This is a genomic window from Shewanella sp. 11B5, assembly GCF_002836795.1.
Taxonomy (GTDB): domain Bacteria; phylum Pseudomonadota; class Gammaproteobacteria; order Enterobacterales; family Shewanellaceae; genus Shewanella; species Shewanella frigidimarina.
The window spans coordinates 1-6,858 of sequence record NZ_PJAP01000321.1; the positions used below are offsets into that span (position 1 = coordinate 1).

Genomic DNA, 6,858 nt, shown 5'->3' on the forward strand with positions numbered 1-6,858 from the left:
TGCGTGATGTTGGTGGAGATTTAACCATCGATATCGACTCTGAGCAAGTGAGAGTGTTTGCCAGCGTGATTGACTCAGAGGAAGAACATTTATTAGAAGACTCTATGAGCCTCTATGATGCGGAATCTGAGTCTTATTGTGGACTAGAAGACTTTGAGTCGGTGCTGCAAAGCTGGTTAGCATTTATTAACGATAAATAGCCATTTCTTATTTCTAGCGGGAGTTACATAACAACAAAACCACGTTTATGTGGCCTTGTTGTTAAGTGTGGTTTGAACTTTTGCGTGGGGCTAATTGTTAAGGTAGCGTACCGCCATTTCAGTGCGAGATTTAGCATTTGCTTTACGCAGTAAATTCTTCACATGAACTTTAACAGTGCCTTCGCTGATGTGTAAATCTTCGGCGATCATTCGATTACTTTTGCCTTCAGCTAGCTCTTGCAATATTTGCAATTCACGCGGGGTTAAATTCTCTATCCAGCTGTTGTCGTCAATCGTGTTTTTCAACTCATAAAGATAAGCTTCTACTTCATCACTAATCACTCGGTGACCCAGCATGGCTTTTTTGAGTTGTTCTAACAATAGATCAGGCTCAGTGTCTTTGAGTAAATAGCCGTCAGCACCAGCACGCAGTAGTCTAACGACATCTTGTTTAGCGTCTGAAACGGTTAAAATCACAATTCTTGCTGTTACTCCCTCTTGACGCATAGCGTTAAGAGTATCAAGCCCAGACATGCCTTTCATATTCAAATCGAGCAGAATAATATCGGGTTCATCTTCGGCTACCGCGGTAAGAGCTTCTAGTCCCGTGCCCGTTTCACCAAAAAGCGAAAAGTCACCGTCGGAGGTGATTAATTGGCAAATACCACGACGTAATAATGGATGATCATCGACAACAAGTACGGAATACGGCTTACCCATTTAAAGGCTCCTGTTGAGGTGGAAAACTCAGCGTTACTGTAGTGCCGCCGAGGTGATTACTATTGAAAGAGACGGTACCATTAAGTTTGTTGGCACGCTCATGCATGATGCCAATGCCGAAATGTTGGTCTCGTTCAGCTATATGTGTCACACCAATGCCATCATCACAAATTGAAATAGTAATCATGCCATTGCCAGTTAACTGACAATTTACCACTATATGGGCAGGGTTAGCGTGTTTAATTGCATTTATTGTCGCTTCACGAATTAATTGTAAAATATGAATGTGTTGTTTAGCTTCCAGTAAATGTGCTGAAAGTTTGTAGTTTAATTGGATATCGATATTGGTTTGATGACGTAATTGATCCAACATGACTTCGATAGCTTGACTTAAATTAGGCTCTTTTATGGTTAATCTAAATGTAGATAACAGTTCACGTAATTGTACATAAGCAGTGCTGACACCTTCATTGATCTCGGTCAATTGACCTTCCACTTCAGGACTACGGCAACTGTGATCAAGGCTTTTACGTAATAAACTGACTTGAATTTTTAGAAAGGATAATAACTGCCCAATTGAATCATGTAATTCTCTAGCGATGACGGCACGCTCTTCCAGTAACGCCAGCTGTTGACGTTGTTCCGAGGCATTATGGATGGTAATAGAACGGGTTAACATCATGGCAAAGTTTTCAAACAATTGTTTATTCAATGGCTTATTGGATATTACTTCTAAATAGCCCATTTGAGTCATTTCTATCAATAGCGGAAACTGTACCGATTCAGTGGATAAATCGTCAGGCCAACCGCCTTCAGCCTTAATGACGTCTTTAGAGCCATCCTCATGCTCAACAACTAATCGAAGAAAGGTTAAGTCTTCATAATATTTCAGCTGATTGATTGCAGATTGCAGTGCTTTATAGTCGAGTTTATCAGCATGTAACATAACTAGGTTGTCGTATAAAAATTTTAGCTCGTTGTTTGCTCGTGTTAATGCCAAGGTTTTTTCGTTTACTTGGTTTTCTAAATCTTCATATAAATTGGCTAATTCTGCTGCTGTTTTTTGCAATGCATTACCCAGAGCGGTCAGTTCAATATAACCCGTTTTAGGCATTTCAACTTTGAAATTACCTTTGGAGATTGTTGCTGCACTATCCATCAATAATTGTAATGGTTTAACAACTCGTTTACGTGTGAATACTACGGCAAAGAAGGCGATAACAAGTAAAATTGATAAACCGATAATCTGTCCAATAACCAATAGTTTTAGCTTAAAGGCCGCGAACAATTCCATCTTTAATACCAAGGTATCAATGGTGTCGACAAAATCAGTTAACGAGGCTGAGTACAGTCGCGTATTCCCTTCTCCAATATACACTCTCATCACTTGCCATTTGTCGATAACCAATAAATATTGGTCGCGCAACTCTTTGGGGCTGTACCATTGAAGAGAACGTTTAAGCGCTTCTGAATTAAGTGTATTTTCGAATTCAATAATTTTTTTATCGGTATTGTTACTACCGGCATTGGTATACAGCAACAATCTATAACTTTGCATCCGCAGTGAACCAGAGGCGTTGATGCCTTTGGCATCGCCTAAGCTGAAGGTTAAATTGACGATAGAAAATACCGCTAAGCTTGATGACAACAAAATTAGAATGAGCATTAAACTTAAAATGGTGGAAGTAAGGCTGCCACGAGTAAACATAAGATCCTGCAGTTGATATCGATTAGTGATTAAAAATAAGTCAAAAGTACTGTTTTATATGATGTCCAATAGTGTGTTCTACATTAGGTATGTGTTGATAACATTAACAAGTTTACAAAACTGTGAGATACATCCTGTTTACATGTTGATCTGGCGCAAACTTTCATCGCTATACCCCATAAGGGGTATATTTAAAGCGGTGTTAAATCGCTAACTTTGACGATGGAGATGTCGTGATTATTAAATTAAATATAATGTAACACGGAGATAAAGGGTGATGAAGATGAATGTAAAATCAATTGCACTGAGTGCAGTGATTGCAACCAGTTTTTTAGCCGCTGGCGCAATGGCGAGTGAGAAAACCGAACCTCGTAATGAAGTTTATAAGGATAAATTCTCAAAACAGTACGACAGCTGGCATGCTACTGATGAAAGCAAAGAAGTTGTCGATATGTTAGAAAAAGTACCTAGCCTAGTTGTTTTATGGGCTGGTTACGGTTTTGCTAAAGATTACAATGCTCCACGTGGTCATATGTATGCGGTAACTGACGTAACGAATACATTGCGTACTGGTGCACCAAAAAATGCTGAAGACGGTCCAATGCCTATGGCATGTTGGAGCTGTAAAAGCCCTGATGTACCTCGCGTGATTGAAGAGCAAGGTGAAGATGGTTACTTTAGCGGTAAGTGGGCTAAAGGCGGACCAGAAATCGTTAATGTTCTTGGTTGTGCCGATTGTCATGAAAAAGGCTCATCTAAGTTACGTATGTCACGTCCGTTTGCTGAACGCGCCATGACAACATTGAATACTCCATTTGATAAAGCTTCTCGTAAAGACAAGCAGTCAATGGTGTGTGCTCAATGTCACGTTGAATACTATTTCGAGAAAACAGCAGAACGTCCTGGTTTTGTTAAATTCCCTTGGGATATGGGTACCACTGTTGAGCAAATGGAAGTGTATTACGACAGCATGGAGTTCTCTGATTGGACTCATGCAGTGTCTAAAACACCTATGCTAAAAGCACAACACCCTGGTTATGAAACTTGGAAGTTGGGTGTTCACGGTCAAAATAACGTGAGCTGTGTTGATTGTCATATGCCTAAAGTGACTAACGACAAAGGCCGTAAATTTACTGACCATAAAGTGGGTAACCCGTTTGATCGCTTTGAAGAAACCTGTGCAACTTGTCACAGCCAAAGCAAAGAGTTTATGGTTAACCTAGTTGATGAAAGCAAGCAGAAAGCACAAGACTTAAAAGCACGTGTTGAAACTCAATTAGTTAAAGCTCACTTTGAAGCTAAAGCTGCGTGGGATGCTGGCGCAACTGAAGTTGAAATGAAGCCAATCTTAATGGATATTCGTCACTCACAATGGCGTTGGGATTATGCGACTGCATCTCATGGTGCATCATCACATGCTCCTGCTGAAGTATTACGTATTCTAGGAACTTCATTGGATAAAGCTGCTGATGCCCGTGTTAAATTGGCTCAGCTATTAGGTGCTAAGGGTGTTAAGCAACCAATTGCATATCCTGACACTTCATCTAAAGCAAAAGCACAAGCCGCTTTAGGCATGAACATGAAAACCATGAATGCTGAAAAAGCTGAGTTTAAGAAAACACTTGTACCTAAGTGGAAAGAAGAAGCTAAAAAGCGTGAAGCGACTTACAAATAAGTTGTACTTAGTCGCATAAAAACTCTCCTCAGGTGTAAACCTGAAAAATCTAACAAACAGCCCTCATTTGAGGGCTGTTTTTTTTATGTGCGTTATACAGAAATAGTGACGTAACTTTTGGCTACTAGGTAACATAAAAGGTAGATGATTTACTGCACCAAAACGATGCACCCATGTTTCTCGTGCACTCGATTGGTGCCTTAATGTTAATGAATAAAAGGGTGGTTAAAATAAAACCCATATATAACAGTGTATTGAGAAAGTGGCCTAATGATTGAATTAACTCATTCAACAAATTAATAACAACTACATTTTTTCACACTTTTGGAGGTCGGGATGAAACTCGTCAGCGCTATCATTAAGCCATTTAAATTGGATGATGTCCGTGAAGCCATTGCAGGCATGGGCATTGAAGGTATGACTGTTACTGAGGTAAAAGGCTTTGGACGTCAGAAAGGTCACACTGAACTTTATCGTGGGGCTGAGTATCAAGTGGACTTTCTTCCTAAAGTAAAATTAGAAATTGCCACCAAAGATGAAAATTTGGACATGCTTATTGAAGCGATTACCAGTGCGGCACATACCGGCAAAATAGGTGATGGAAAAATTTTTGTGACTGATTTAGAACAAGCTATCCGTATCCGTACGGGTGAACTTGATAACGAAGCATTATAAGGAGGCTGGCATGGAAGAATTAACTCAATTAGGCCTGACGGTAACTGAACTACGTTTTGCATTAGATACGTTCTATTTCCTCATTTCAGGTGCGTTAGTCATGTGGATGGCAGCTGGTTTTGCCATGTTAGAAGCTGGCTTAGTTCGCTCAAAAAACACCACTGAAATTTTAACCAAAAACGTGTGTTTATACTCAATTGCATGTGTCATGTTTTTGCTTGTCGGTTACAACATTATGTATGTCGATAATGTTGAAGGTGGTTTCATCCCTTCTTTTGGTTCGTTAATCGGTTCGCAAGCTGATGGTGCAGACCATGCTTTGGAATCAGACTTTTTCTTCCAAGTCGTGTTTGTTGCTACGGCAATGTCGATAGTATCTGGTGCTGTGGCTGAGCGAATGAAGTTATGGTCTTTCTTAGCTTTTTCAGTAGTAATGACCGCTGTCATTTATCCTATTGAAGGCTACTGGACTTGGGGCGGCGGATTCCTCTCTGAAGCTGGTTTTGTTGACTTTGCTGGTAGTGGCATTGTACACATGGCTGGTGCTGCTGCTGCAATATCTGGTGTGCTGCTTCTTGGTGCTCGTAAAGGTAAATATGGTGAAAATGGCCAAGTTCATCCTATTCCTGGGTCTAACTTACCAATGGCTACCTTAGGTATGTTCATTTTATGGATGGGTTGGTTTGGCTTCAACGGTGGTTCACAACTGTTGGTTTCTGATGCTGAAAACGCCAGTGCTGTCGCTAAAATCTTTGTAAACACTAACTCTGCCGCCGCATTTGGGGCAATCTCAGCGCTTATTGTGTGTAAAGTTGTTTGGGGTAAAGCGGATTTAACCATGATTTTAAACGGTGCGTTAGCGGGGTTAGTCGCGATTACTGCTGATCCTTTATCGCCTTCGTTGTTAATGGCCGGTGTGATTGGTTTGGTTGCTGGTGCTGTGGTTATCTTCTCTGTGATTGCATTTGACCGAATTAAAATTGATGACCCAGTAGGTGCCATTTCAGTGCACGGTGTTGCAGGGTTCCTTGGACTAATGTTAGTGCCATTATCAAATGCTGATGCTAGTTTTGGTAGTCAGTTATACGGTGCAGCAGTAATCTTCATTTGGGTATTTACCACATCGTTATTGGTATGGTTTGTATTAAAAATGACTATGGGTATCCGTGTGACCGAAGAAGAAGAGTACAACGGTATGGATGCTTCTGACTGTGGAGTAGATGCTTACCCTGAGTTTGTGAGTGTTAAAACCGCGGGTTAATGAGTTAATTAGCTAACATTGAAAACAGAACCTTTAGGTTCTGTTTTTTTATGGATTAATAACATTATTATCGACTTACTTGAGGTAAATAATGAAGGATGTGCTAGCTTAACGGTATACACTATAAGATGAAATTTGTGACGAGGTAATGATGAAACCAGCACTGATAAATTTATTAATGGGATCTTTGTTATTGAGTGCGACGAGCCATGCTGGCACCGTTGTGGTGCGCCAGTCATCAACGCCTTTTGATGCTTTTGCTGTACGCGATCTTGTATTACAACAGCACCAATGGCAAGAGTTGTTAAGGCAGCAACAGCAGATAACGATTTTACAATCATTGCCTATCGGTTGCTTAGCCGTGACGTCACCATTTGATTATTTTAGCTGTGGCCATCAATTTTATCGTCCCTATGAATATCAAGACAGACAACTTTTTATCCAAATAGATCCTCCAGTTAGTGATAATCCACCTCAGTAGCAAATAAGTCGTTACAACCTTACCGTTGTAGTTTTGGCCTAATGGGTAACTATTGACTATGCTTTTAGATAGCGTATTCCTATCTGAGGGCTGAATAATGTTAACTCATCACTCAAAAAAGACAGAGATTAATCCCCT

7 protein-coding genes are annotated in these 6,858 nt (G+C 40.3%); 5 read left to right on the forward strand and 2 right to left on the reverse strand.

All coding sequences use genetic code 11. The annotated features are described in order from the left end of the window. A partial coding sequence (locus tag CXF78_RS06570; RefSeq protein ID WP_180957069.1) for a YacL family protein occupies window positions 1-200 on the forward strand: 200 nt, incomplete at its 5' end. 90 nt (window positions 201-290) lie between these two features. Here CXF78_RS06570 and CXF78_RS06575 read toward each other — a convergent pair. Continuing rightward, window positions 291-920, reverse strand: a complete 630-nt coding sequence (locus CXF78_RS06575) for a response regulator (protein ID WP_011636107.1) — start codon at window positions 918-920, stop codon at window positions 291-293. Further along, entirely contained in the window at window positions 913-2,628 is a 1,716-nt protein-coding gene (narQ, locus tag CXF78_RS06580) for a nitrate/nitrite two-component system sensor histidine kinase NarQ (protein WP_011636108.1), read from the reverse strand. Before narQ ends, CXF78_RS06575 begins: the two co-directional genes overlap by 8 nt. Before the next feature lie 283 nt (window positions 2,629-2,911). Between narQ and nrfA the strand changes: the two genes are divergently transcribed. The 4 genes from nrfA (at window position 2,912) to CXF78_RS06600 (ending at window position 6,720) form a co-directional block, all read left to right on the forward strand. Beyond that, window positions 2,912-4,303, forward strand: coding sequence for an ammonia-forming nitrite reductase cytochrome c552 subunit (gene nrfA / locus CXF78_RS06585; RefSeq protein ID WP_180957070.1), 1,392 nt, complete (start codon window positions 2,912-2,914; stop codon window positions 4,301-4,303). A 336-nt stretch (window positions 4,304-4,639) separates the two neighbouring features. Continuing rightward, window positions 4,640-4,978, forward strand: a complete 339-nt coding sequence (gene glnK, locus CXF78_RS06590) for a P-II family nitrogen regulator (RefSeq protein WP_011636110.1) — start codon at window positions 4,640-4,642, stop codon at window positions 4,976-4,978. A 10-nt stretch (window positions 4,979-4,988) separates the two neighbouring features. Continuing rightward, window positions 4,989-6,239: an ammonium transporter gene (locus CXF78_RS06595; RefSeq protein ID WP_102036325.1), complete on the forward strand. Its 1,251-nt coding sequence runs from the start codon at window positions 4,989-4,991 to the stop codon at window positions 6,237-6,239. 151 nt (window positions 6,240-6,390) lie between these two features. Beyond that, window positions 6,391-6,720, forward strand: coding sequence for a hypothetical protein (locus CXF78_RS06600; protein WP_086019736.1), 330 nt, complete (start codon window positions 6,391-6,393; stop codon window positions 6,718-6,720). Window positions 6,721-6,858 lie beyond the last annotated feature (138 nt).

Excerpts from the sequence above, each read along its gene's own strand:
- CXF78_RS06575 (WP_011636107.1), bottom strand. The coding sequence starts at position 920 with ATGGGTAAGCCGTATTCCGTACTTGTTGTCGATGATCATCCATTATTA.
- narQ (WP_011636108.1), bottom strand. The coding sequence starts at position 2,628 with ATGTTTACTCGTGGCAGCCTTACTTCCACCATTTTAAGTTTAATGCTC.
- nrfA (WP_180957070.1), top strand. The coding sequence starts at position 2,912 with ATGAATGTAAAATCAATTGCACTGAGTGCAGTGATTGCAACCAGTTTT.
- glnK (WP_011636110.1), top strand. The coding sequence starts at position 4,640 with ATGAAACTCGTCAGCGCTATCATTAAGCCATTTAAATTGGATGATGTC.
- CXF78_RS06595 (WP_102036325.1), top strand. The coding sequence starts at position 4,989 with ATGGAAGAATTAACTCAATTAGGCCTGACGGTAACTGAACTACGTTTT.
- CXF78_RS06600 (WP_086019736.1), top strand. The coding sequence starts at position 6,391 with ATGAAACCAGCACTGATAAATTTATTAATGGGATCTTTGTTATTGAGT.